The following is a 25794-nucleotide window of genomic DNA, read 5'->3' on the forward strand; positions in this document are numbered from 1 at the left end:
CGAGAAGTCTGCCAGACGAGGTGTGGCCGCTTGCTCATCCTCTGGTTGGGGATTCTTCACCGACTGTCCCCCTACGGGGGTAGGGGTCGGTCGGTTCTCGAGGCGCATGCGCTCCATTGTGGCGCGCGGGTTACCAGGGGTCGAACCGGGGTCTTGTTCGTGCCCGGAGGCCGGTCGGAGGCCGGGCGTGGGGCGGGCGTGGGGCGGGCGGGGTGCGGGTGTGGGGCGGGTGTGGGGCGGGCGGGCTCAGGTCACGACTCGGTACGACTCGTGCCCGGAAGGGCTTTCGCATCTTGCTGAAACATCTTGCAGGACGCTAGGTTCCACGCCACCCACCCTGCCCGAGCGCCCCAAGGGAGAGCCCTGTCGTGGCCGACGCCCAAGCCCGTTCCCCGCGCCGCACCACCCCGTACCGCCGTCCCGGACGGGCCTCCGTCCTGGTGGCGGCCTCGCTGATCGCCGCGACGCTGGGCGCCGTGCCGCTCGCGTCGGCCGCGCCCGTCGCGCCGGCCCCGCCGTCGGACGCGGCGCTGGCGGCGACCGCCGCCCGGCACGACCTGACCCGGGAGCAGTTCTACTTCGTGCTGCCCGACCGGTTCGCCAACGGCAGCACCGGCAACGACGTCGGGGCCAAACTTCCGGACGGCAGCACCGGCGGTCGGCTGGACAACGGCTTCGACCCGGCGGACAAGGGCTTCTACCACGGCGGCGACCTGTTGGGCCTGATCGACCGGCTCGACTACATCCAGGACCTCGGCACCACCGCGATCTGGATGGCGCCGATCTTCAAGAACAAGCCGGTGCAGGGCACGGGCGCGGACGCCTCGGCCGGCTACCACGGCTACTGGATCACCGACTTCACCCAGGTCGACCCGCACTTCGGCACCAACGAGCAGCTCAAGGAGCTGATCGACAAGGCCCACCGGCGCGGCATCAAGGTCTTCTTCGACGTCATCACCAACCACACCGCGGACGTCATCGACTACGCGGAGGGCACGTACGACTACCGTTCGGCCGGTGCGTACCCGACGCTGGACGCGGACGGCAATCCGGTGGACGAGACGGCGGTGGCCGACGCGCGGGCGCAGTGGCCGAGCGTGTCGAAGGACTCGTTCCCCTACACCCCGGTGTTCCGGAGCCCGGCGGACGCGAAGGCGAAGACCCCGTCCTGGCTGAACGACCCGGCGCTGTACCACAACCGGGGCAATTCGACCTTCGTCGGCGAGTCCGCGACCGAGGGTGACTTCTCCGGCCTGGACGACCTGGACACGCAGAACCCGAAGGTCGTCGCAGGGATGGCGGACATCTACCGGAAGTGGGTGGCCGAGACCGGGGTGGACGGCTTCCGGATCGACACCGTGAAGCACGTGAACCTGGCGTTCTGGGAGCAGTGGGCGCCGGCGCTGAAGAAGTTCGCGGCGCAGCAGGGCAACAAGAAGTTCTTCATGTTCGGCGAGGTGTACTCGGGCGACCCGGCGGTGACGTCGCCGTACGTCACCAAGGGCAAGCTGCAGGCGACGCTGGACTTCGCGTTCCAGGAGGCGGCGCGGAAGTACGTGTCGCAGAACGGTTCGGCGAAGGCGCTGAGCGAGCTGTACGCGCAGGACTACCGGTACACCACGGCCGACACCGACGCGTACGAGCTGCCGACCTTCCTCGGCAACCACGACATGGGCCGGTTCGGGTCGTTCCTGCGGAGCGACAACCCGGGGGCGTCGGACCAGGCGCTGCTGGCCAAGGACCGGCTGGCCAACGAGCTGCAGTTCCTGACCCGCGGGCAGCCGGTGGTGTACTACGGCGACGAGCAGGGCTTCACCGGCGCGGGCGGCGACAAGGACGCCCGGCAGGACATGTTCGCCTCGAAGACCGACTCGTACAACAGCGACCCGGTGATCGGCGGGGCGTCCGGTTCGATGGACCGGTACGGCAAGGACGGCGCCCTGTACCGGGGGATCGCCGGGCTGGCGAAGCTGCGCAAGGACCACCCGGCGCTGGCCGACGGCGCGCAGGTGGAGCGGTACGCGGCGGACGGGCCGGGCGTGTACGCGTTCTCCCGGATCGACGCCAAGGACCAGGTGGAGTACCTGGTGGCGGTGAACAACGCGGCCGAGGCGAAGACCGTCACGCTGGACACCTTCTCGGCGGGCATGGACTTCGCCGGCCTGTACGGGTTCCAGGGCAAGGTCACCAGCGGCGCGGACGGCAAGGTGACGGTGACGGTGCCGGCGATGTCCTCGCTGGTGCTGAAGGCGAAGCACAAGCTCGCCAAGCCGGCGGCGGGCCCGTCGATCACGGTGAACGCACCGGCCGACGGCTCGTACGGGACGGTGGCGCTCGGGGCGAGCGTGCCCGGCGGCGGCTTCGACCGGGTGACGTTCGCCGCGCAGGTCGGCAACGGGCCGTGGCAGACGCTGGGCACCGCCGACAACGGGGTGTACCGCGTCACGCAGAACCTGGACGGGGTCGCGCCGGGCACGGTGGTGCGGTTCAAGGCCGTGGTGCAGGACTCGGCGGGCCGACTGGCCTCCGCCAGTGGGCAGTTCACCACCGGGCAGCAGGCGCCGACGCCCGCGCCGAGCGCCGTGACGCGGCCGTACGCGGTGGTGCACTACCAGCGGCGGGACGGCGACTACGACGGCTGGAACCTCTACACCTGGGGCGACATCGCCGACGGCGAGGGCACCACCTGGCCGGACGGGCACGGCTTCGTCGGACGGGACGCGTACGGCGCGTTCGCGTACGTGAAGCTGAAGGGCGGGGCGTCCGACGTCGGGTTCGTGGTCGAGAAGGGCGGCGCCAAGGACGTCGAGCAGGACCGGCACATCGACATCTCCGCCACCGGCGAGGTGTGGATCAAGGAGGGCGACCCGGCCGTCCGTACCGCGAACCCGGACGGCGCGCAGCCGGTGCCGGAGGGCAAGGCGGTCATCCACTACCGGCGCGCGGACGGCAACTACGACGGCTGGGGCCTGCACGACTGGACCGGCGCCGCCACCCCGACCGACTGGGGCAACCCGCTGATGCCGGCCCGCAAGGACGCGTTCGGCGCGGTGTTCGAGGTGCCGCTGGCCGAGGGCGCGACCAGCCTGAGCTACATCATCCACAACGGCAACGACAAGGACCTGCCGCAGGACCAGTCGCTGAACTTCGCCACCTCCGGCCGCGAGGTGTGGGTCATCGGCGGCCAGGAGGGCTACCTGCTGCCGCAGACCGCCGGCGCCTCCTCGCAGCTCGACCTGGGCTCCGCGAAGGCCCAGTGGATCGACGCGAAGACCGTCGTGGTGCCGGCCAACTATGGTGCGGCGGACGCCCAGTTGAAGGGCGGCACCAGCGCCCAGCTGATCTACGACCCGGCCGGCGGGCTGAGCGTCGAGCAGGGCGTGCTGTCCAAGCCCGGCCACTGGATCCGGCTCAACCCGGCCGCCGGGCTGACGGACGCCCAGAAGGCGAAGTTCCCGCACCTGTCGGGCTACCGGGCGTTCACCGTCGACGCGCGCGACGCCGGGCGGGTCACCGACGCGCTGCGCAGCCAGCTGGTCTTCGCCGAGCACCTGCCGAACGGCGCGGCGCTGGCCGCCACCGGCGTGCAGATCCCCGGCGTCCTCGACGACCTGTACGCGGGGAAGGCCGCCAAGGCCCAACTCGGCCCGGTGTACACGGGCCCGGGCCGGGGCAACGGCAGCAACCGCCAGGTGGCGCTCTCGCTGTGGGCGCCGACCGCGACCGAGGTGGCGGTGCAGCTGTTCGACCGGGCGAGCGGCGGCACGCCGAAGACCGTGCCGCTGAGGCGTGACGAGGCGTCCGGCGTGTGGTCGCTGACCAAGGACGCCAAGGAGCTGGACGGCAAGTACTACCTGTACCAGGTCAAGGTGTGGGCGCCCAGCGTGCAGAAGACGGTCACCAACACCGTCACCGACCCGTACTCGACGGCGCTGGCCGCCGACTCGAAGCGCAGCCTGGTCGCCGACCTGTCGGCCGCCGCGACCAAGCCCAAGGGCTGGGACCAGCACCGCAGCCCGGCGGCGATACCGGCCGTCAAGCAGCAGATCCAGGAACTGCACGTGCGGGACTTCTCGGCCGCCGACGCCACCGTGCCGGCCGACGAGCGTGGCACCTACCTGGCGTTCACGCAGTCGAAGTCCGCGGGCATGCAGCACCTCAAGGAGCTCGCCGCGGCCGGGGTGACGACCATTCACCTGCTGCCGACCTTCGACATCGCCACCATCCGGGAGAACCGGGCCGACCAGAAGCTCCCCGCCTGCGACCTGGCCGCGCTGCCCGCCGATTCGAGCAAGCAGCAGGAGTGCGTGGCGGCGGTGCAGTCCGACGACGCCTACAACTGGGGCTACGACCCGCTGCACTACACCGTCCCCGAGGGCTCGTACGCCACCGACCCGAACGGGACGGCGCGGACCGTGCAGTTCCGCGAGATGGTGCAGGCGATGCACGACGCGGGCCTGCGGGTGGTGCTCGACGTGGTGTACAACCACACCGCGGCGGCCGGGCAGGACGAGCACTCGGTGCTCGACAAGGTCGTCCCCGGCTACTACCAGCGCCTCAGCGACAGCGGCAAGGTCACCGCCGACTCGTGCTGCGCCGACACCGCGCCCGAGCACGCCATGATGAACAAGCTGATCGTGGACTCGGTGGTCACCTGGGCCCGGCAGTACCGGGTGGACGGCTTCCGGTTCGACCTGATGGGCCTGGACCCGAAGTCGACCATGCTGGACGTGCAGTCGGCGCTCGGCACGCTCACCCCGCAGAAGGACGGCGTGGACGGGAAGAACGTCTTCCTGTACGGCGAGGGCTGGAACTTCGGGACCGTCGCCAACGACGCGCGGTTCGTCCAGGCCACCCAGCTCAACATGGCCGGCACCGGCATCGCGACCTTCAACGACCGGATCCGGGACGCCGGCCGCGGCGGCAACTTCATGCTGTCCTCGGCGCCGCAGCAGGGCTTCGCCTCCGGCCTGTTCACCGACCCGAACGGCTCGGCCGACAACGGCAGTCCGGCGGAGCAGAAGGCCCGGCTGCTGCACGAGATGGACCAGATCAAGGTCGGCCTGACCGGCAACCTGGCCGGCTACGCCTTCACCGACTCCGGCGGGAAGTCCGTCACCGGCAAGGGAGTCGACTACAACGGTTCGCCGACCGGCTACGCGGCGAACCCGGGCGAGGCGGTGGAGTACCTGGACGCGCACGACAACGCCGACCTGTACGACGCGCTCGCGTTCAAGCTGCCGCAGGGCACCTCGCCCGCCGACCGGGCCCGGATGCAGGCGCTGGGGCTGTCGCTGACCGCCCTGAGCCAGGGCCCGGGCTTCGCCCAGGCCGGCAGCGACCTGCTGCGCTCCAAGTCGCTGGACGCCAACTCCTTCGACTCCGGCGACTGGTTCAACGCCATCAACTGGGACTGCACGCTGGGCAACGGCTGGGGCCGCGGCCTGCCGATGGCGGCCGACAACCAGGAGATGTGGGCCCGCGACAAGCAGCTGCTGGCCGACCCGAAGCTCCGCATGGGCTGCAACGAGACGGGCGCCAGCACCGCCCTCTACCAGCAGTTCCTGAGGATCCGTCAGTCCTCGCCGCTGTTCTCGCTGTCGAGCGCCGCGGAGGTGCAGCGCCGGGTGTCCTTCCCGCTGTCCGGCACCGCGGGCGAGAACCCGGGCGTGATCACCATGCACCTGGACGGCACCGGGCTGAAGGGCGCCGAGAAGGGCCTCACGGTGGTCTTCAACGCCACCCCGACCGCCCAGGCCCAGACCGTCACGGGACTGCGCGGCACCGCGCAGACGCTGCATCAAGTGCAGGTCAGGGGCGGCGATCCGGTGGTTCGGCAGGCAGCATTCGACCCGGCCACGGGCACCTTCACGGTCCCGGGCCGGACGGTCGCGGTGTTCGTCCAGAAGTAATGGTTCCCCGTCGGTAACCGGGGTCCTACCTCCGGGTGGGACCCCGTGGCGGGTTGGCCGAAAAGCATCGCTATGATCTTCGCTGCCGCGGGGGTCTCCCCGGTGGCGTCCCAAATGCCGGACCATGGGGGGGTCTTGGGCCGCTTGTAGGGCGGTCATAAATGAGTCAATCCGTGGCATGCATCTGTCATTCGTAGGGTGTTTGCTGCCACGATTCCCCTCGCTGCGAAGACAGGTAGCCCCAACTCCCTGCCGGTGGAGCCTTCCCCAGGCCACTGGCAGCCGCAGCAACGCTGCACCGCGTACGTGCACCGCACCCCGAGCCGCTACCGGCGGCTGGGGCCCCCGCTGCGCCGCAACCGCGGCCAGATTCTCTCCACCGCTCGTGACCCCGCGACGGTCGGTAAAGGAGTCTGTATGTCTCGCTACACGCATGCCCGCGTGAGCATGGCCGCCCTGGCGGCCACCACCGCCCTGCTCGTGACCGCGATCCCGGTCGCGGTGGCCCAGGCCGCCCCCGCGGGCCCGTCCGCGGCGGCGCAGGTCGCCGGCCAGCAGGCGGCCGCCGGGCGCGCTCAGCTCATCTCGGACGCGGGTTCCCGTGCCGTCCAGACCGCGCAGGGCCTGGGCCTGGGCTCGGCCGAGAAGCTGGTGGTCAAGGACGCCAGCAAGGACGCCGACGGAACCCAGCACATCCGTTACGAGCGCACCTACAACGGACTCCCCGTCCTCGGTGGCGACATGGTCGTCCACCAGGCCGCGAACGGCTCCACCAAGGGCGTCGACCGGGCTTCCTCGGCTTCGCTGAACGGCCTGTCCACCACGCCGAAGCTGGCCGCCGCCAAGGGCCAGGCGACCGCGCTGTCCGCCGAGTCCAACTCCTCGGTGGAGACCGCGCCCCGCCTGGTGGTCTGGGCCGCGGACAACAACCCGCGCCTGGCCTGGGAGACCGTCGTCTCCGGCGTCCAGAAGGACGGCACCCCGAGCAAGCTGCACGTGCTCACCGACGCCACCAGCGGCGACGTCATCCAGAAGTGGGAAGGCATCGAGACCGGCACCGGCACCGGCGTCTTCGTCGGCAACGTCACCATCGGCACCTCGCTGTCCGGTTCGACGTACCAGATGAAGGACACCACCCGCGGTGGGATGTACACCACCAACATGAACAACGGGACCAGCGGCAACGGCACCCTGTTCACCAAGTCCACCGACACCTGGGGCGACGGCACCGCCGCCAACAAGGAGTCCGCGGCCGTCGACGCCCACTTCGGCGTGTCGAAGACCTGGGACTACTACAAGGACACCTTCGGCCGCAACGGCATCCGCAACGACGGTGTCGGCGCGTACAGCCGGGTCCACTACAGCAGCAACTACGTCAACGCCTTCTGGGACGACAGCTGCTTCTGCATGACCTACGGCGACGGCTCGGGCAACACCCACCCGCTGACCGAACTCGACGTCGCGGGCCACGAGATGACGCACGGCGTCACCGCCGCCACCGCCAACCTGAACTACTCGGGCGAGTCCGGCGGCCTGAACGAGGCCACCTCGGACGTGTTCGGCAACATGGTCGAGTGGTACGCCAACATCGCCAAGGACAACCCCGACTACCTGGTCGGCGAGCTGATCGACATCAACGGCAACGGCACGCCGCTGCGGTACATGGACCAGCCGTCGAAGGACGGGTCCTCGGCCGACAACTGGTCCTCCACGGTCGGCAACAAGGACGTCCACTACTCGTCCGGCGTCGGCAACCACGCCTTCTACCTGCTGTCCGAGGGCAGCGGCGCCAAGGTGATCAACGGCGTCAACTACAACTCGCCGACCTTCAACAACATCCCGGTCACCGGCATCGGCCACGACAAGGCCGCCGCCATCTGGTACCGGGCGCTGACCACGTACTGGACCTCCACCACCAACTACGCCAACGCCCGGGCCGGCATGCTGTCCGCCGCCACGGACCTGTACGGCGCCAACTCGGCCGAGTACAACGCCACCGCGACCGCCTGGGCGGCCGTCAACGTCGGCTCGGTGCCCAGCACCGGCGGCCCGACCGTGACCAGCCCCGGCAACCAGACCACCGCGCTGAACGCCTCGGTCAGCCTGCAGATCAACGCCACCGGCGGCACCGCGCCGCTGAGCTACTCGGCGACCGGCCTGCCCACCGGCCTGTCGATCGACGCCGCCACCGGCAAGATCACCGGCACCGCCACCGCGGCCGGCACCTACAACGTGACCGTCACCGCGAAGGACTCCGCCAACAAGACCGGCTCGGTGTCCTTCACCTGGACCGTCAGCGGCGGCGGTGGCGGCAGCTGCACCCCGGCCCAGCTGCTCGGCAACCCCGGCTTCGAGACCGGCACCGCCGCGCCGTGGACCACCAGCAGCGGCGTGGTCGACAACTCCACCTCGCAGGCCGCGCACGGCGGTTCGTGGAAGGCGTGGATGGACGGCTACGGCTCCAGCCACACCGACTCGATCTCGCAGACCGTCACCATCCCGTCGGGCTGCAAGGCGTCGCTGAGCTTCTGGCTGCACATCGACACCGCTGAGACCACCACCAGCACGGCGTACGACAAGATGACCGTCACGGTCAACGGCACCTCGGTCGCCACGTACTCCAACCTGGACAAGAACACCGGCTACGCCCAGAAGACGATCGACCTGTCGGCCTACGCCGGTCAGACCGTCACGGTGAAGTTCAACGCCGTCGAGGACGTCTCGCTGCAGACCTCCTTCGTGGTCGACGACACCGCGATCCAGACCAGCTGACACACCCTCAGTGACCGGTGCCCGGCAGCCGCTTCGGCTGCCGGGCACCGGCGCTTTTTGCGCTGTGTGACGAACCGTCAATCATGCTTCCGCGGGCCGGAATTAAATGAGGTGCGCCGGGCCGGGCGGGCGGGTTAGTGTCCCGGCATGTCCTTCTTCCACCAGATCTACGGCTGACGCGGCCGGGGCAGCGCCCCGAGCCTCGCGTCCCGCACGCCCCGACGCCCCCTTGCAGGGCCGCGCGTCGGTGGTGCGGTGTCCTCTTTCCTCCCGTAGACCGGAAGCAGGTGCATTCCCCATGACTCGTCGTGCCCATATCGCCATGATCGGCATCCCGGCCGTCAGCCACGTCCGCCCGAGCCTCGAAGTGATCCGCGAACTCGTCGCCCGCGGCCACCGGGTGACGTACGTCAACGACCCGTCGGTGGCCGAGCTGATCGCGCCCACGGGCGCCGAGCTCGTCCCGTACCCGTCCAACCTGCCGGTCGCCGACCACGACTGGCCGGAGGACCCGATCGGCGCCATGCGGGTCTTCCTGGAGGACGCCATCGCGATGCTGCCCCGGCTGCACGCGCACTACGACGCCGACCCGGCCGACGTCTACCTGTACGACATCGGCGCGTACGCCGCCCGGGCGCTCGCCGAGGCGCAGGGGCGGCCGATCGTCCAGCTCTCGCCGACGCTGGTCGGCTGGGACGGCTACCAGGAAGAGATCGGCAGCCAGATCCGGCAACTGCCCGGCGCGGACGCCTACTTCGGGCTGTTCGCCGAGTGGCTGGCCGGCAGCGGCGCCACCACGGTGGACGTGGACGCGTTCTCCGGCAAGCCCGCCCGCGCCGTCGCGATGATCACCGAGGCGATGCAGCCGCACGCCGACCGGGTCGACCGCAAGGCGGTGGAGTTCGTCGGTCCGTGCTTCGACCTGTGGGCGGAGCAGGGCAGTTGGCAGCGGCCGGCCGGGGCGGAGAAGGTGCTGCTGGTGTCGCTCGGCTCGGCGTTCACCCGGCAGCCCGCGTTCTACCGGAACTGCCTGGCCGCCTTCGGCGACCGGCCCGGCTGGCACGTGGTCCTGCAGGTCGGCAAGCACACCGACCCGGCGGAGCTGGGGGAGATCCCGGCCAACGTCGAGGTGCACTCCTGGGTGCCGCAGCGCGCGGTGCTCGACCAGGCCGACGCGTTCGTCACCCACGCGGGGATGGGCGGCTGCGGCGAAGGGCTGCTGGCGGGCGTGCCGATGATCGCGGTGCCGCAGGCCGCCGAGCAGTTCATGAACGCCGACCGCCTGGTCGAGCTCGGCGTGGCCCGCCGGCTGGACACCGCCGACGCCACGCCCGAGGCACTCCGGTCGGCGCTCACCGAGCTGGTCGGGGACGCCCAGGTGGCCGACCGCCTGCGGGAGTTGAGCGCCCGCGCGAAGAGCGAGGGCGGCACCGCCCGCGCCTGTGACGTGATCGAGGAGCAGCTGGAGCGCTAGCCGCTGTTCTCTTCTGCGCCGGTCCGCCGTTGACGAACTGTCAGTGGTGGTCCGGCGCTGCCGTTTTCCGGGCCCGGAACGGGTCGCAGCCTCCCTTGACGGTGGTACGGGCCGACAATATGGTCATGCCAATGCAAGATTCCAGCAAGTTTCAACCCCCTTGCAGCATCTTGCAGTAGTGACTCCCACCCTCTCCGCGCGGGCGGCCCCAACACCGCAGCCGTCGCGGCCCCCACCCTGCCGCCTCCCGGCCGCGACCTGCGTCCGCGGGCCGGGCTCCCCCCCCAGGAGTGCTCCCGTGCTCACCCCTGCCCCCACCCGCAGGAAGCGCGCCCTCGCCGCCTGCGCCGCCCTCGCGGCGTTCGGCCTCTCGGCCGGCGCCGGGCTCTCGCTCGCCCCGACCGCCGCCGCCACCCCCGCGGGCAGCAAGGGCGTCACCGCCACCCTGTTCGAGTGGAAGTTCGACTCGGTGGCCAAGGCCTGCACCGACACCCTCGGCCCCAAGGGCTACGGCTTCGTCGAGGTCTCCCCGCCCCAGGAGCACATCCAGGGCGCCCAGTGGTGGACCTCCTACCAGCCCGTCAGCTACAAGATCGCCGGCCGGCTCGGCGACCGCACCGCGTTCAAGAACATGGTCACCACCTGCCACAACGCGGGCGTCAAGGTGCTCGCCGACTCGGTGATCAACCACATGAGCGCGGGCAGCGGCACCGGCACCGGCGGCACCGTCTACACGAAGTACACCTACCCGGGCTACTACCAGGACCAGGACTTCCACGGCTGCCGGACGAACATCAGCAACTACGGCGACCGCGGCAACGTCCAGAACTGCGAGCTGGCCGGCCTGTCCGACCTCAACACCGGCTCCGCGTACGTCCAGCAGACCATCGCCAACTACCTCAGCGACCTGCTCTCGCTCGGCGTGGACGGCTTCCGGATCGACGCCGCCAAGCACATGGCCGCGACCGACCTGGCCGCCATCAAGGCCAAGATGAGCAACCCCAACGCGTACTGGGTGCAGGAGGTCATCTACGGCGCGGGCGAGGCGGTCCAGCCCTCCGAGTACACCGGCACCGGCGACGTGGACGAGTTCCGCTCCGGGACGTGGCTGAAGAGCGCCTTCAACGGCGGCCGGATATCCGACCTGCAGAGCTGGGGCAGCGGCCTGCTCGCCTCCGCCCAGGCGCGGACCTTCGTCGACAACTGGGACACCGAGCGCAACGGCTCCACCCTCACCTACAAGGACGGCTCGACCTACACGCTGGCCAACGTCTTCATGCTGGCCCACCCGTACGGCTCGCCGAACGTCTACTCCGGCTACGCGTTCAACGGCAACGACGACGGCCCGCCCAACGGAGGCTCCGTCACCGCCTGCTACCAGAACGGCTGGAACTGCGTCCACGCCTGGCGGCAGGTCGCCAACATGGTCGGCTTCCGCAACACCGTGGCCGGGACCGCGATGACCAACTGGTGGTCCAACGGCAACAACGCGATCGCCTTCGGCCGCGGGACCAAGGGCTACGTGGCGATCAACCGGGAGACCTCGGCGATCACCCAGACCTTCCAGACCTCGCTGCCCGCCGGCGTCTACTGCGACGTCCAGCACGGCGACCCGAACGGCGGCAGCTGCTCCGGCCCGACCTACACCGTCGGCCCGGACGGAAAGTTCACCGCCTCGGTCGGCGCGGGCGACGCCGTCGCGCTGTACGTCGGCGCCGGCGCCGCGAGCACCGCGCCCGGCGCCTCGTTCGCGGTGAACGCCACCACCTCGTTCGGCCAGAACATCTACCTGGTCGGCGACGCGGCCGCGCTCGGCGGCTGGGACACCTCCAAGGCGCTGCTGCTGGACTCGGCGGCCTACCCGGTGTGGAAGCTCGACGTGGCACTTCCCGCCGGCGCCGCGATCCAGTACAAGTACCTGCGCAAGGACGCGGCCGGCAACGTCACCTGGGAGAGCGGCGCCAACCGCACCGCCACCGTCCCGGCGAGCGGCAAGGTCACGCTGAACGACACCTGGCGCCCCTGACCCGGCGCCCGCGAGCGTGCAGCCCCCGCCGATCGGCGGGGGCTGCACCCGTCGTGCGGCGGGTTGTTCACCCCCGCGCAACCGGGGCCCCGGGCGGTACGTCATAGGATCTCGAACGGCCCAACAGCCGCACCCTCGTCGTGCGGCCGCGGCCCGTTCCCGGGGAGCGTCGGCCATCAGCGCGCGGCGGCCCCGGCCACGCCCAATGACCAGGGCCCCTCCCGGCTGCCGGGTCGGCCCCCACCCGGAGAGACCGACCGCCCCGTGCTGCCGCAACCCCGTCCTGCCGTCCGCCGCCTGCTGACCGCCGCCGCCCTGCTCGTCCTCGCCGCTCCGCTGGCCGCCTGCGGCAGCGACACCGGAACCTCCGGCGACGCCAAGGCCGCGACCGTAGGCGGCAACCAGCCGCCGTCCACCGCACAGACCAGCAGCGCACCGCCCAAGCCGTCCAAGGTGCTGATGCCCACCGGCCCGGCCGCGCAGCTGTCCAAGGTCCGCGACACCGCCGCCGGACCGATCATGATGACCACCCTGGCCGGTGCCAAGTCCGGCGTCAGCGGCAAGGTGTGGGTCTGGCTGCCGCCGCAGTACAACGACCCGAAGTACGCCAAGACCGGCTTCCCGGTGCTCACCCTGTACGCGGGCGGGCAGAGCGCCGGCTACAACACCTGGACCGACAACCAGCTGCCGATCCAGGAGATCGACCAGCAGATGGTCTCGCAGGGCAAGGCCCACCCGTTCATCATGATCATGCCGGTGCAGAACCTGGACTCCAACGAGTCCAAGGCCCTGGAGTGCGCCGACATCCCCGGCCAGCCGAAGATCGGCACCTGGATGTCCGAGGACATCCCCGACTTCGTCCGCGCCAACTTCCGCACCGTCAAGGGCCGCGACGGCTGGGCCGTGATGGGCGCCTCCACCGGAGCGTTCTGCAGCGCCAAGCTCGCCCTCCAGCACCCCGACGTCTTCAAGGCCGCGGTGCCGATCGACGGCTACTGGAACCCGGACTCGCCGCTGTGGAAGGGCCACGAGCAGGAACGCCAGGCCAACAGCCCCGACAAGCTGATCGCCGAGGGCGCCGCCGACGTGCGGATGCTGGCCACCGCGGGCGGCGCCAACCCGTACGAGACCAAGATCGTCAAGAACTGGGTCGAGAAGGCCAAGGCGCCCACCACCGTCGAGTACTACGAGCAGCCCGGCGGCAAGCACCTCACCTCCGACTTCAAGAAGATGATCCCGCACACCCTGGAATGGCTGACCGCCAACACCGCCGGACCGGAGTCCGACTGACCTCCCGAGCGTGCAGAAAGCGCCCCGGAAACGCGCTGACCTGCACATCAATCGGTCGTTCATTCGACCCTGATGCACTGCTCCCACCCTGGAACCCGTGGACCGGAGAACTGGACCGGGGCGCCGCAACCGCGGCCCCCGCTCCGGCCAGCCCCAGCCAGCCGTGAAGAGAGCGCCATGTCCCGCCACCTGCTGCCCGTCGGCCCCATGACCGTTCCCGCCCCGCGCGAGGAGATCCCCGTCGCGCCGGTGGTCGAAACCATCCCGTTCGCCGGGCTGCGCCTGGTGCACGCCGCCGTCCGCCGCGACCTCGCCCGGATCCCGCAGGCCCTGCGACTGCTCCAGCCCGACGACCACGAGAGCGCACTCGCCCTCAAGCGGCACTGGGACTTCGTGACCGCCATGGTCACCTGCCACCACGAGCAGCAGGACGCCCGGCTGTGGCCGCTGCTGCGCCGCTTCGCACCCGAACTCCGGCTGCTGCTCAACTGGCTGGAGTCCGACCACCACAACCTCGACCAGTGCTTCACCCGCACCACCACCCTGGTCGGCATCGCCACCCGCGACCCCGCCAGCTCCTGGCCGGTCTCCTACGCGGTGGAGGAACTCGCCGCCCGGGTGGAGACCCACCTGCGGATCGAGGAGCGCCAGCTGCTGCCGCGGATGGCCGACGTCTTCCAGCCCGGCTCCCGGATCGGCACCCTGCCCGAGCTGCTCGACCTGCTGCGCCTCGCCGAGGGGCCGTCCGCGTCGGACGCGCTGGTCTGGCTGCTCGAAGGCGTCGACCCGGTTCAGGTCGACCGCCTGCTGGCGGACTGCGACGACGAGATCGCCCGCCACTGGCCGCACTGGCGCGACACCTACGCCCGCTGCACCGACCGCCTGTGGGGGCCGGCGGGGCAGTGACGCCCGCGCCCTGACGCCCGCGCCCTGACGCCCGCGCCCTGACGCCCGAGCCCTGGCAGCCGAGCCCTGACGCCCGCGCCGTGGATGTCCCGGCGGGACTCATGTCCCGTCGGGACATTTTCGGGAGTAGGGTGAGCGCATGAGCAGCACCGAGCAGCCGCAGGCCGTGGTCCCGCAGCAGGCCCCGGCCGCGCCCGGGCGGCGCGACCGCAAGGCCCGCCGCACCCGCGAGGCGATGGCCGACGCCGCGCTGCGCCTCACCCTGGAGCACGGCCTCGCCGCCCTCGCCGTCGAGCAGGTCACCGACGCCGCCGACGTCTCCCGGCGCACCTTCAGCCGTTACTTCCCGTCCCGCGAGGACGCCGTCCTCGACTCGCTGCGCGCCGACTTCGCCCGGATCAACGAGCGCCTCGCCGCCCGGCCCGCCGCCGAGACCCCGGTCGCCGCCTACCGCGCCGCCGTCGCCGGCTGGCTGCACGACGGCGACCACCCGGCCTGGCACCGCCGCCCCGGCATGCGCGCGCTGTTCGCGCTGATCGACGAGGAGCCCGCGCTGACCGCCGCCTACCGGCGGATCGCCGTCGCCGAGGAGGAGCGGTCGATCCGGCTGGTCGCCGCCCGGCTCGGCCTGCACCCCGAGACCGACCTGCGGCCCGCCGTCGCCGTCGGCCTCGGCGTCGTCGCCCTGCACGCCGCCACCCGCACCTGGGTGCGCGACCCGGCGGGCGACCTGCCCGCCCTGATCGACCGCGCCTTCGACCTGGCCGCGGCCGAACCCCCGCGCTGACCGACCCGTCAGACACCTCCGCACCTCCCGCACCACCCGCGCCCGCCCCGGGCCGCGGCGCACGAAAGGACCAACCACCCATGACCGCACAGGAGTTCACCGGCCGCACCGCTCTCGTCACCGGCGCCGCCTCCGGCATCGGCCTGGCCGTCGCCACCCTGCTCGCCGAGCGCGGCGCGCAGGTCGCCGTCGCCGACTGGAACCTGGACGGCGCCCGGGAGGCCGCCGCCGCCCTCGTGAAGACGGGCGCCAAGGCGCTCGCCGTGCAGGTCGACGTCACCGACCCGGCGTCCGTCGAGGCCGCCGTCCGCGCCACCGTGCAGGGCCTCGGCCCGCTCTCGCTGGCCGTCAACAACGCCGGCATCGGCGGCGCGATCGCCCCCACCGGCGCGTACGAACCGGAGGACTGGCGGCGGGTGCTCGCCACCAACCTGGACGGCGTCTTCTACTCGATGCGCTACGAACTGCCGGAGATCCTCGCCGCGGGCGGCGGCGCGATCGTCAACATGGCCTCCATCCTGGGCACCAACGGCTTCGCCGGCTCGCCCGCGTACGTCGCCGCCAAGCACGGCGTGGTCGGCCTGACCAAGACCGCCGCGATCGAGTACGCCCCGCAGGGCGTCCGGGTCAACGCGGTCGGCCCCGGCTTCATCGACACCCCGCTGCTGAAGGACACCGACCCGGCCGCGCGCGACCTGCTGATCTCGCTGCACCCCGCCGGGCGCCTCGGCCGCGCCGAGGAGGTCGCCGAACTCACCGCGTTCCTGCTCTCCGACCGGGCGTCCTACGTCACCGGCAGCTACCACCTGGTCGACGGCGGCTACTCCGCCCGCTGACCGGCCGCCGAACACGCCGGGACGCCAGGACGCCAGGACGCTTCGCGAGAGAGGGCAACGAGTCATGAAGGCAGTCCAGTACCGCACCGTCGGCGGCCACCCCGAGGTGGTCACCGTCCCCGACCCCGAACCCGGCCCCGGGCAGGTCCTGCTGAAGGTCACCGCCGCCGGCGTCTGCCACTCCGACATCGCCGTGATGAGCTGGCCCGCCGACCGGCTGCCGTTCCCGCTGCCGCTGACCCTCGGCCACGAGGGCGTCGGCACGATCGCCGCGCTCGGCGCGGGCGTCACCGGGTTCACCGAGGGCGAGTCGGTCGCCGTGTACGGCCCGTGGGGCTGCGGCAGCTGCGCCAAGTGCGCCGAAGGCAAGGAGAACTACTGCCTGCGGGCGCACGAGCTGGGCATCATGCCGCCCGGCCTCGGCGCGCCCGGCGCGCTCGCCGAGTACCTGCTGGTCGACGACCCGCGGCACCTGGTCCCGCTCGGCGACCTCGACCCGGTGCGCGCCGTGCCGCTCACCGACGCCGGGCTGACGCCGTACCACGCGATCAAGCGGTCGCTGCCGAAGCTGCTCCCCGGCTCCACGGCCGTGGTGATCGGCGCCGGCGGCCTCGGGCACGTCGCCGTCCAGCTGCTGCGCGCGATGACCGCGGCCCGGGTGATCGCGCTGGACGTCACCGAGGAGAAGCTCGAACTGGCCCGCGCCGTCGGTGCGCACGAGGCGGTGCTGTCCGACGGCGAGGCCGCCGCGAAGGTCCGCGAACTGACCGCCGGGCTCGGCGCGCAGGCCGTGTTCGACTTCGTCGGCGCGCCGCCCACCACCGCGCTGGCCGGGCAGCTGGTCGCGGTGGAGGGCGACGTCACCATCGTCGGCCTCGGCGGCGGCACGCTGGGCGTCGGCTTCGGCGCGCTGCCCCACGACGTCTGCGTCAGCTCGCCGTACTGGGGCAGCCGCTCCGAGCTGATCGAGGTGCTCGACCTGGCCCGGGCCGGGGCGATCGACGTCCACGTCGAGACGTACGGCATCGACGAGGCGCCGCTCGTGTACGAGCGCCTGCACGCCGGGAAGATCAACGGCCGCGCGGTGATCCTGCCGAACGGCTGACGGCTGACGGCCCGTCGGCGGCGGCCCCTCCCGGCTCCCGGGGGAGGCCGCCGCCGGCGTTCGACCACCTCGACCACCTCGACCACCTCGACCTCCGCGATGTCCGTCGGGTCGGTCGACGCGGCGGCGACACGGCCGTCGATTGTCGGCGGCCCGTCCTACACTCGCGCGCATGGAGACCTACATCGCCTTCCTGCGGGCGGTCAACGTCGGCGGCCGCACCGTGAAGATGGACCGGCTGCGGGAGCTGTTCGCGGGCTTCGGGCTGGAGGGCGTGCGGACGTACATCCAGAGCGGGAACGTGTTCTTCCGCAGCGCGGAGACCGACCGGGCCGCGCTGACGGCGCGGATCGAGGCCGGGTTGGCGGAGGGCCTGGGCTATCCGGTGCCGGTGATGCTGCGGACGGTCGAGGAGGTGGAGGCGCTGGTCGCGCTCGACCCGTTCGCGGGCATCGAGGTGACCGAGGACGTCCGGCTGTGCGTGCTGTTCCTGTCCGAGCCGCTGCCGCCGGAGGTCGGGCTGCCGGTCGCCTCGCCGAAGGGCGACTGGGAGATGATCGGCGCGAGCGGGGGCGCGGCGTTCGTGGTGATGCACCTCCGCAACGGCCGGCTGAACGGGAACCCGGCCACCGCCTTCCCCAAGTCCTACCGGGGAAAGGCGACTTCGCGGTTCTTCCACACCACCGCGAAGATCGCCGCCGCTGCCCGCAAGGGCTGACCGGCCGTCAGTGCGGGAACGCCCGGGCGGGGCGCAGCCGGGGCAGTTCCTCGCGGAAGTCGGCGATGGCGGAGGCGATCTGCCGGGTCTGGGTGGTGCCCTCCAGCCGGTCGAGGTAGAGGTTGCGGGCGGCGAGGGCGTCGACCGTGACGCCGAAGTACACCGCCATCAGCGGGTTGACGAACGGTTCGCTGCCGGGCACCCGCTCGGCGAGCCCGACATCGCCGAACTCGCCGCGCAGCGCCGCCGCGACCGACCCCTGCACGATGCTCGGCCGCCCGGGATCGGCGGCCCGGGCCCGGGCGACGGCGTCCAGGTACAGCGCGGCCTCGGGGGTGTCGGCGGGCAGCGAGAACGCGCCGAGGTAGCCGCCGTCGCGGTGCAGGGCGGCCAGGTTCTCCAGCACCAGGGCGTGGCTGACGCCGTGGTGGGCGTCGACGCCGAAGCCCAGGCAGGCCACCAGTCGGGTGGGGACGGACCGCAGCCCCGCGACGGCGGCCAGCGAGGCCATGTCCTCCTCCGGCGTGCCGAGCCCGGCCTCGTCGCCGCGCAGCAGGATGTCGGTGCCGCCGTCGACCAGCAGGATCGCGTCGACGTCGAGCCGGCGCACCAGATTCCGGTACGCGGCCCGCAGCGGCTTCACCCCGGTCGAGGCGAACGCCCAGACGGTGTCCGGCTGTTGGTGCTCGCGCAGCCACCGCGCCAACTCCCGCTCCGGGAACTTCGACTCGGCGGAGCGGGTGTCGGGGGTGATCCGGGCCAGCTGCGGCGCCTCCCACACGGCGGCGTCCAGCCCGTAGTGGTGGGTGAACGCCAGGTTCGCCAGGTGCACTTCGCGCCCGGCGGCGCGCAGGGCGAGGGCGAGCGGCAGCCCCGCGTAGACGTCGAAGCCGCCGCCCGCACCGGCGATCAGGATCCGCTCGGCGGCGAGCAGGCGGGTGAGCAGAGGCGGCTGGAACAGGCTGGTGGTCACCGGGCGGACGGTAACAGGAGGCGGCGGCGAGGCAGTCCGATTTTCAGTGCGGGTAGGCGCGCGGCGGGCGTTGGCGGGGCAGCGAGTCCTGGTACCCGGCGACGGCGGTGGCGACCTGGCGCAGCAGGACGGTGTTCTCCAGCCGGTCGAGGTAGAGGTGGCGGGCGGCCAGGGCCTCGACGGTGACGCCGAAGTACATCGTCATCAGCGGGTTGATGAACAGCGCGCTGTTGCCGGTGCGTTCGGTGAACCGGACGTCGCCGAACTCGCCGCGCAGCGCGGCGGTGATCGAGCCGTGGACGATGCTCGGGTGCTCGGGGCACTCCTCGCGGGCATGCGCCACCGCGTCCAGGTAGGCCGCCGCCTCGGGGGTGTCGGCGGGCAGCGAGAACGCGCCGAGGTAGCCGCCGCCGCCGCGGTGCAGGGCGGCCAGGTTCTCCAGCACCAGGGCGTGGCTGACGCCGTGGTAGGCGTCGATGCCGAAGCCCAGGCAGGCGACCAGCCGGGTCGGTACCTCGGTGAGGCCGGCGACGGCGGCCAGCGAGGCCATGTCCTCCTCGGGCGTGCCGAGCCCGGCCTCGTCGCCGCGCAGCAGGATGTCGGTGCCGCCGTCCACCAGCAGGACCGCGTCGATGCCCAGGTGCTCGACCAGCGCCCGGTACGCGGCGCGCAGCGGCTGGACTCCGGTGGTGGGGAACGCCCAGACGGTGTCGGGCTGTTGGCGGGTGCGCAGCCAGCGCGCCAGCGAGCGTTCGGGGAAGTACGCGTCGGCGCTGCGCACGTCGGGCGTGATCCGGGCCAGGTCGGGGGCCTGCCAGACGTCCAGGTCGAGGCCGTGCAGGTTGCTGAAGGAGAGGTTCGCCAGGTGCACTTCGCGCCCGGCGGCGCGCAGGGCGAGGGCGAGCGGCAGCCCCGCGTAGACGTCGAAGCCGCCGCCCGCACCGGCGATCAGGATCCGCTCGGCAGCCAGGAGGTGGGTGAGCAGGGGCGGCTGGAACAGGCTGGTGGTCACCGGGCGGACGGTACCAGGGCTGGTCGCGGGCGGGCGTCGGGTCGGTCGCGGGCGGGGCCCGGGGCGGTCAACTCCCGTACTGGGCAAGCAACTCCTGGGCGTCGGCGAGGTCCTCGGGGGTGGGGGCGTCGTCCTGGGTGAGGCGGTGTCGCCAGTAGCCGGTGAAGTGGACGTTCGGGCGGGGGAGGCGGCGGTCGGCCAGCAGGTGGCGGCGCAGTGCGCGGACGGTGCCGGCCTCGCCGGCCAGCCAGGCGTGCGAGAGGTCGGCGGGCAGGTCGGCGGCGAGGACGGCGGCCAGCAGGCGTTCGCCGGGCGCGGCGTCCTCGCGGTCGATCCAGTGGGCGGTCAACTCGCCGAAGCCGAGCAGTGGTTGGCGCTCCTCGGGCCCGGCGGTCTCGATCCAGGCGTGGGCCCGGGCGCCGGCCGGCAGGGCCTCCACGAAGGTGGCCAGCGCGGGCAGCGCCGACTCGTCGCAGGCGAGCAGCAGGGGCCGGCCGCCGTCGAGCGGGAACGGGCGGGCGAACTCGGGGGAGGGGCCGAACATCGTCAGCTCCCGGCCGGGTCGGGCGCGGGCCGCCCAGTCGGCGGCGGGGCCGGTGCCGTGCAGGACGAAGTCGACGTCCACGGTGTGCAGTTCGGCGTCGTGGGCACGGATCGTGAAGGACCGCATCCACGGGCGGCGGTGCTCGGGGACGGCGTGGCAGGCCCGGTACCAGTCCATCAGGTCCTGCCCCGGTGCGGCCGCGGGCAGTTCGGGGCGGTTCTGGCCGGGGCGCGGGAAGTACAGCTTCACCTGCTGGTCGGGCCCGGCCAGGGCGAACTCGCCGGGCGGCAGCGCGAAGCTCACCCGGGCGGTGCGCGGGGTGGGGCGGCGGACGGCGGTGACGGTCAGCCGGCGGATCGGCAGCTCGGGCATGGCGTACTCCGGTCGGGAGGAGAAGGTGGCCCGACCCAGCCTGCCGGGGCCCGCTCACAGCACGCTGTCAGCGGGCTGTCACCACCCGGCCCCGGCACTCGGCGCTCAGCCTTCAGCGCTCGGCGCTCAGTGCGAGAGCACGTCCTTCAGCGCGTCCTCGGTGCGGCCGATCACCGTGTACCCGTCGTCGGCGGTGATGATCGGACGCTGGATCAGCACCGGGTGGGCGGCCATCGCCTCCACCCAGCGGGCCCGGTCGGCGTCCTCGCGCCCCCAGGTCCGCAGGCCCAGCTCCTTGGCGACCGACTCGTCCAGCCGGGCCACGTCCCACGGCTCCAGGCCGAGGCGGCCCAGCACCTCGGTCAGTTCGGCGGCCGTCGGCGGCTCCTCCAGGTAGCGGCGCACCGTGTACTGCGCGCCCGCCGCGTCGAGTTCGCCCAGGGCGGTGCGGCACTTGCTGCACCGCGGGTTGATCCAGATCTCCATGGCCGGCCAGCCTACCCACCGCCCGCCCGGCCCGGCCGTCCGGCGGGAACCCGGGCGTGCCGCCCGGCCGTTGCGGCAATCGACAGGCAGTGACACGCAACGACAAGCCACGACTAGCAACGACAAGCAACGACACGCAATCGACAGGCAACCGACCAGCCACCGGCGGGCACCGGCCCGCCCAACAGGGGGAGCCACCGCATGGATGTCGCCACGATCGTCAACGAGCTGCTGGGGCCGGAGGGCCGCCGCGATCCGTACCCGCTGTACGAGCAACTGCGCGCGTTCGGCCGGGTCGTGCAGACCGACGAGTTCATGGTCGCGGTCACCGGCCACGAGGAGGCCGACGAGATCCTGCGCGCGCCCGCGTTCGGCGTCATCGACCCGGCCCTGCGCGCCCAGTTCGAGCCCGACTACCTCGACCACCCGGGCAAGACCCTGCTCGGGGAGTCGATCCTGGAGCGCAACGCGCCCGACCACGCCCGGATGCGCTCGCTGATCTCCTCGGTCTTCACCGCCCGCCGGGTCGCCGCCCTGGCCCCGGCCGTCACCGCCGCCGTCGACGGGCTGCTCGACGAACTCGCCGACCACGGCGACGCCCCGCTGGACTTCCTGGACGCCTTCGCGTTCCGGCTGCCGATCGGCGTGATCTGCGAACTGCTCGGCGTCCCGGACGAGGACCGGCACCTGTTCCGCCCGCTGGCCGCCGACCTCACCGTCACCCTGGAGGCCCTGGTCGAGGACGACGAGCTCGCCGCCTCCGACCTGGCCGCCGTCGAACTCTCCCGCTACTTCTCCGAGTTGGCCGCCCGCCGACGCGCCGACCCGAAGGACGACCTGGTCAGCGCGCTGGTCGCGACCGCCGACGCCGACCCGCAGCGGCTCTCCGACACCGAGCTGATCGCCAACCTGTCCCTGCTGCTGGTCGCCGGTTTCGAGACCACCGGCAACCTGCTCGGCAACGCCCTCGCGCTGCTCTTCGAGCACCCCGACGTCGCCGACCGGCTGCGCGACGGCACCCTCGACCCGTCCGCCCTGGTGGACGAGGTGCTGCGGTTCGACTCGCCGGTCCAGCTGACCTCCCGGGTGGCGCTCACCGACGGCCTCGCCGTCGCGGGCCGACCCGTTCCGCGCAACACCGGCGTCCTGCTGCTGATCGGCGCCGCCAACCGCGACCCGCGGCGCTTCACCGACCCCGGACGCTTCGACCCGGATCGCCGGGACGGCCAGCCGCTCAGCTTCGGCGGCGGCCCGCACTACTGCCTCGGCGCCCAGCTCGCCCGACTGGAGGCCACCGCCGCGCTGCCCGCCCTGCTGCGCCGCTTCCCCGCGCTGGCCCCCGCGGGGCCCGCCGACCGCCGCGAACGGCTGGTGCTCCGCGGCTACCGCACCCTGCCGGTCACCCTCGGATCCGAGGGGTGACAGCGCGGGGTGACAGCGAGGGGTGACGGCGGGGGGTGACGGAGGTCACCGAAGTGGCTGAAATATGCTCGAACCGGGCCGAACGGCCCAAGCGGTAGGGACCTTGGCAAGGGGTGGTCCCGACCGATGGCACGGGACGATGGAGGGGACACGCACCCGCACCCGCACCGGGCGCCCGCCGAGGAGGTCAGCATGCCCGCGCCCACCGTCGCACCCGACCGCGTCGCCCCCGGCGAGGCGGCCCCCGGCCAGCACGGCCGGCAGGCCACCGCGCGCTGGGAGGCCGCGATGGCCGAGGCGCTGCGCACCCCGACCTGGGTGCGCGCCCTGCCGATCCTGCTGCTGGTCGCCGACCTGGCGCTGGAGGAGTCCGTGCCGCGCTCGGTCGCGGCCGGGTTCCTGCTGACGGTGCTGCCGGTGGTCGTCGCGTTCAGCGGCGGCCCGGCCCTGGTGGCCTGCGTCACCGCCCTCACCGTCGGCCTGCAGGCGCTGCTCGCCACCCGGGCCGGGCACTTCCAGGAGCAGCACCACCTGTGGACGTACCTGGCCACCGTGCTGTCCGGCGTCATGGGTGCCGGCCTGGCCCGGCAGCGCCGCCGCCAGGCCTGTGCCCTGGTGCGGATGCAGGCCGTCGCGGACACCCTCCAGCACACCGTGCTGCACCCCGTCCCCGCCCGGGTCGGGGGTCTGCGGGCGGCCGGGCTGTACCGGCCGGCGGAGGCGGACTTCGGCATCGGCGGCGACCTGTACGACGTGTGCGAGACCCGGCACGGCACCCGGATCCTGCTGGGCGACGTGCGCGGCAAGGGCCTGGAGGCGGTGCGCACCGTCGCCGACGTGATCGGCGCGTTCCGGATCGCCGCCCACGAGACCGCCGACCTCGCCGAACTCGCCGCCCAACTCGACCGCCAGGTGCGTCGGGCGGCCGAGCAGCGCGGCGACGGCGAGCTCTTCGTCACGGCCGTGCTGCTCCAGCACGACCGGCTCACCGACCGGTTCGAGGTGATCAACCGCGGCCACCTCGCGCCGCTGCTGGTCGCCCCGGGCACGGCCGCCGCCGTCCGCTGCGCCGAGGACCTCCCGCTCGGCCTCGGCCACCTCGGCTGCGGCCCGGCCCCGGAGCCCACCGCCGTCGAACTGCCGCCCGGGCACAGCCTGCTGCTGCACACCGACGGCGTCACCGAGGCCCGGGACGGCGACGGCGAGTTCTACCCGCTGGCGGCCCGGCTCGGCACGCTGCCGATCACCGACCCGGACACCCTGGTCGCCTTCCTCGACCAGGACGTCCGCCGCCACGCCGGCACCCTCACCGACGACGTCGCGGTGCTGGCCCTGCGGGCGGGCTGAGCGGGGCGACGGATCACGTCGAGCCGTTGATCACCGAGTTCTGGATCGCGCCGACCCCGAGGTCGTGGTCGGCCAGCACCTGGTCGTAGGTGCCGTCGGTGATCAGCCGGTTCATCGCCCGCATCAGCACGTCGCGCAGCGCCGCGTCCTCCTTGCGCACCGCGATGCCGAACGGCCGGGGCTGGATCTGCGGGCCGCCGATCTGGAAGGTGGCGCCGTTGTCGACGGTCTGCGCCGCGTACTTGGCCTTCGGGTAGTCGGTGATGAACGCGTCCGCCGCGCCCTTGAGCTTCTCCAGCGCCGCGGTGTCGGTGTCGGTCTGGACCACCTTCAGCGGCTTCCCCTCGTGCTCGCAGACCTTCACCTGGCGCTGCACCAGGTCGTCGTGCGTGGTGCCCTTCTTGACCACCGCCGTGTGACCGCACAGGTGGTCGATGTCGCTGATGTTCTGCGGGTTGCCCTTGTCGACGGCGATGCCGATGCCGGCCATGAAGTAGTCGACGAAGTCCACGCCCGGGCCGGTCGGCTTGCCGTCCTTGTCGAGGCCCTCCTCGCGCTCGCGGGTGTCGGTGATGCCGGACATCGCGATGTCGTACTTGTGGCTCATCAGGCCCGGCAGGACGTTCGCGAACGGCCCGGCGTCCTGGAGTTCGAGCCGGACGCCGAGCACCGCGCCCAGCTTCTCCGCCAGGTGCGGGTCCAGCCCGTCCGGCTCGTTGCGGTCGTTGCGGTAGACCACCGGCGCGGCGGTGAACGAGGCGCCCACCGTCAGCACCCCCGCCTTGCGCACCGATTCCGGCAGCAGCGCGTGCAGGTCCACCTGCTTCTCGTGGGAGCCCCCGATGCCGCAGCCGCCCAGCAGCAGCGCCCCGCCGATGACGGCGACGAGCGCGGTGCGCCCCCGCCCGGTCGTGTGTGCCATGGTCGTCGTCTCTCCCCGTGGTCAACGGCGGAACAGACGACGGCCCGGGGGCTCCGGACGGCATGAGGGCATGCCGGAAGGAGGCATGCCAAATACCGAGGGAAATCCCCTCGGCCGGCCGCCGTTCCGGCTAGATCATGGGCGACTATAGCCAGCATGGACACGCGGACCCAGAGGGCCCCGGGAAAAGGCGTTCATGTCACCCGTTCTGACGCCCGATCAGCCCCGGTCCGGGCCGGTTCGTCCAGGTCGGAGGCCGGGTGGGTGGTTCGGACGCGTTCCAGGGCGCGCCCGGCGGATTCGGCCGGACGCGCGCTACGACCAGCCCGGGTCGGTGAACCTCGGCAGGGTGTCCGGGCTCCCGTCCGCGCCGGTGGGCAGCGGGCTCGGGGCGGGCCCGAACGGCTCGGTGGCGCCCGGGTCCTTCACCCGTGCGGTGGCGACCACTGTCACGTTGCCGGGCACGCCGATGCCGACCGTCACGCCCGTCCCGTCCGGGGTGCGCGCGCCCACCTGGTCCGCCGAGTTCTCGGTCAGCGTCCAGCCGCGGCCGGTCCAGTACGCCCGGACCTGCTCCAGCAGCCGCGGCCGGTTGGCCTCCGCGACCTTGGTCAGCACGTAGCGGCGCAGCGTCAACTGCGCGGTGCCGTCGTCGTCCCGGCGGGCGTTCTCGTGCGGCACCGCCCGGAACGCGTCGTCGGCGAACCGGACGGCGGGGGTCAGCGCCGAGGTGGTGCCGTCCACCAGCTCCTGGAGCTGCGCCCGGGCCCGGTCGGCGGTCGGCGCCGAGGCGTCCGCCGCCGCGCCGGAGGAGCCGCAGCCCGCCAGCAGCGGAGCCAACAGCAGCGCCGCGACGGCCGCCCGCCGTCCCACCCGGTGTCCCATCGGGC

The 25794-nt window shown here is 72.5% G+C and carries 18 protein-coding genes; 12 read left to right on the plus strand and 6 right to left on the minus strand.

The features are described 5' to 3' along the window. Positions 1-368 precede the first annotated feature (368 nt). The 10 genes from pulA to ACFV4P_RS10830 all read left to right on the plus strand — a co-directional run bounded on the left by pulA (position 369) and on the right by ACFV4P_RS10830 (position 17826). On the plus strand, positions 369-5912 hold the full coding sequence (pulA, locus tag ACFV4P_RS10785; RefSeq protein WP_380469570.1) for a pullulanase-type alpha-1,6-glucosidase: 5544 nt from the start codon (positions 369-371) through the stop codon (positions 5910-5912). Positions 5913-6329: 417 nt separating this feature from the next. Next, complete coding sequence (locus ACFV4P_RS10790; RefSeq protein ID WP_380469571.1) at positions 6330-8684, plus strand: M4 family metallopeptidase; 2355 nt, start codon at positions 6330-6332, stop codon at positions 8682-8684. Between the two features lie 298 nt (positions 8685-8982). After that, complete coding sequence (locus ACFV4P_RS10795) at positions 8983-10158, plus strand: macrolide family glycosyltransferase (RefSeq protein WP_380469573.1); 1176 nt, start codon at positions 8983-8985, stop codon at positions 10156-10158. A 298-nt stretch (positions 10159-10456) separates the two neighbouring features. Continuing rightward, on the plus strand, positions 10457-12184 hold the full coding sequence (locus ACFV4P_RS10800; RefSeq protein WP_380469575.1) for a carbohydrate-binding module family 20 domain-containing protein: 1728 nt from the start codon (positions 10457-10459) through the stop codon (positions 12182-12184). Positions 12185-12448: 264 nt separating this feature from the next. Further along, entirely contained in the window at positions 12449-13474 is a 1026-nt protein-coding gene (locus ACFV4P_RS10805) for an alpha/beta hydrolase (protein ID WP_380469576.1), read from the plus strand. Between the two features lie 177 nt (positions 13475-13651). Next, entirely contained in the window at positions 13652-14380 is a 729-nt protein-coding gene (locus ACFV4P_RS10810; protein WP_380469578.1) for a hemerythrin domain-containing protein, read from the plus strand. A gap of 139 nt (positions 14381-14519) precedes the next feature. Continuing rightward, on the plus strand, positions 14520-15167 hold the full coding sequence (locus ACFV4P_RS10815; RefSeq protein WP_380469581.1) for a TetR family transcriptional regulator: 648 nt from the start codon (positions 14520-14522) through the stop codon (positions 15165-15167). Positions 15168-15247: 80 nt separating this feature from the next. Next, positions 15248-16003 (plus strand): SDR family NAD(P)-dependent oxidoreductase, encoded by a 756-nt coding sequence (locus ACFV4P_RS10820; RefSeq protein ID WP_380469584.1) that lies wholly within the window; start codon positions 15248-15250, stop codon positions 16001-16003. A gap of 64 nt (positions 16004-16067) precedes the next feature. Further along, positions 16068-17108: an NAD(P)-dependent alcohol dehydrogenase gene (locus tag ACFV4P_RS10825; RefSeq protein ID WP_380469586.1), complete on the plus strand. Its 1041-nt coding sequence runs from the start codon at positions 16068-16070 to the stop codon at positions 17106-17108. 172 nt (positions 17109-17280) lie between these two features. Beyond that, positions 17281-17826 carry a DUF1697 domain-containing protein gene (locus tag ACFV4P_RS10830; protein WP_380469589.1) on the plus strand — a complete coding sequence of 182 codons (546 nt, stop codon included), beginning with the start codon at positions 17281-17283 and terminating at the stop codon, positions 17824-17826. Between the two features lie 7 nt (positions 17827-17833). On the opposite strand, the gene ACFV4P_RS10835 is transcribed toward ACFV4P_RS10830, so the two are convergent. The 4 genes from ACFV4P_RS10835 to ACFV4P_RS10850 all read right to left on the minus strand — a co-directional run bounded on the left by ACFV4P_RS10835 (position 17834) and on the right by ACFV4P_RS10850 (position 21213). Then, entirely contained in the window at positions 17834-18799 is a 966-nt protein-coding gene (locus ACFV4P_RS10835; protein ID WP_380469591.1) for a DUF1152 domain-containing protein, read from the minus strand. A 43-nt stretch (positions 18800-18842) separates the two neighbouring features. Then, a complete protein-coding gene (locus tag ACFV4P_RS10840; protein WP_380469594.1) occupies positions 18843-19811 on the minus strand; it encodes a DUF1152 domain-containing protein in 969 nt (322 codons plus the stop codon). A 67-nt stretch (positions 19812-19878) separates the two neighbouring features. After that, positions 19879-20727 (minus strand): siderophore-interacting protein, encoded by an 849-nt coding sequence (locus ACFV4P_RS10845; protein WP_380469597.1) that lies wholly within the window; start codon positions 20725-20727, stop codon positions 19879-19881. Between the two features lie 126 nt (positions 20728-20853). Further along, complete coding sequence (locus tag ACFV4P_RS10850; RefSeq protein WP_073811985.1) at positions 20854-21213, minus strand: arsenate reductase family protein; 360 nt, start codon at positions 21211-21213, stop codon at positions 20854-20856. Positions 21214-21414: 201 nt separating this feature from the next. Here ACFV4P_RS10850 and ACFV4P_RS10855 point away from each other — a divergent pair, with 201 nt between their 5' ends. Together ACFV4P_RS10855 and ACFV4P_RS10860 are read left to right on the plus strand one after the other, a co-directional pair. After that, positions 21415-22635, plus strand: coding sequence for a cytochrome P450 (locus ACFV4P_RS10855; RefSeq protein WP_380469599.1), 1221 nt, complete (start codon positions 21415-21417; stop codon positions 22633-22635). A gap of 192 nt (positions 22636-22827) precedes the next feature. Then, positions 22828-23982 carry a PP2C family protein-serine/threonine phosphatase gene (locus ACFV4P_RS10860; protein WP_380469601.1) on the plus strand — a complete coding sequence of 385 codons (1155 nt, stop codon included), beginning with the start codon at positions 22828-22830 and terminating at the stop codon, positions 23980-23982. 13 nt (positions 23983-23995) lie between these two features. On the opposite strand, the gene ACFV4P_RS10865 is transcribed toward ACFV4P_RS10860, so the two are convergent. Together ACFV4P_RS10865 and ACFV4P_RS10870 are read right to left on the minus strand one after the other, a co-directional pair. Further along, entirely contained in the window at positions 23996-24904 is a 909-nt protein-coding gene (locus ACFV4P_RS10865; protein WP_380469603.1) for an ABC transporter substrate-binding protein, read from the minus strand. Between the two features lie 315 nt (positions 24905-25219). Further along, complete coding sequence (locus ACFV4P_RS10870; protein WP_380469605.1) at positions 25220-25789, minus strand: hypothetical protein; 570 nt, start codon at positions 25787-25789, stop codon at positions 25220-25222. Positions 25790-25794: the final 5 nt, after the last annotated feature.

Origin of the sequence: Kitasatospora sp. NPDC059795, assembly GCF_042732175.1 — a bacterium.
Lineage (GTDB): Bacteria > Actinomycetota > Actinomycetes > Streptomycetales > Streptomycetaceae > Kitasatospora.